Below are 428 nucleotides of genomic sequence, written 5' to 3' on the forward strand. Positions count from 1 at the left end.
CTTGATACCGAATTCCTGATCAGCGATTACGCATCGCTCTACCTCAACGCCAATTTCGGCTGGCCCATGGCGCCATCGGTCAACCTGTACGGTGGCGGGCCGTCATGGCCGCTGTCCTCGCCCGCCATCCGCATCCGCTACCGGCCCAGCGAGAAGTTCACCTTCATGTTCGCGGCCGCCGACGACAACCCGCCGGGCAACCGCTACAATTCCCTCCCCATCCAGCAGGCCACAGGGTCGATCAGCGGCTACAATTCCGACCCCACCAGCCAGACCACCAATGGCGCCAACGGCACGCAGTTCAACATGGGCACGGGCGCGCTGCTGATTACCGAACTGCAATACGCGCTCAACCCCCAGCCCGCCGACATGACCAACGTGACGAAAAACCCCGGCCTGCCGGGCGTGTACAAGCTGGGTGGGTACTA

Annotated in this window: 1 protein-coding gene; it reads left to right on the forward strand. The window is 63.1% G+C overall.

From position 1 onward, the window contains the following. On the forward strand, positions 1 to 428 hold a 428-nt coding region (locus DY926_RS15650), incomplete at both ends, for a carbohydrate porin (protein ID WP_148707822.1).

It is taken from the genome of Komagataeibacter melaceti (genome assembly GCF_003403295.1).
GTDB classification, from domain to species: Bacteria; Pseudomonadota; Alphaproteobacteria; order Acetobacterales; family Acetobacteraceae; genus Komagataeibacter; species Komagataeibacter melaceti.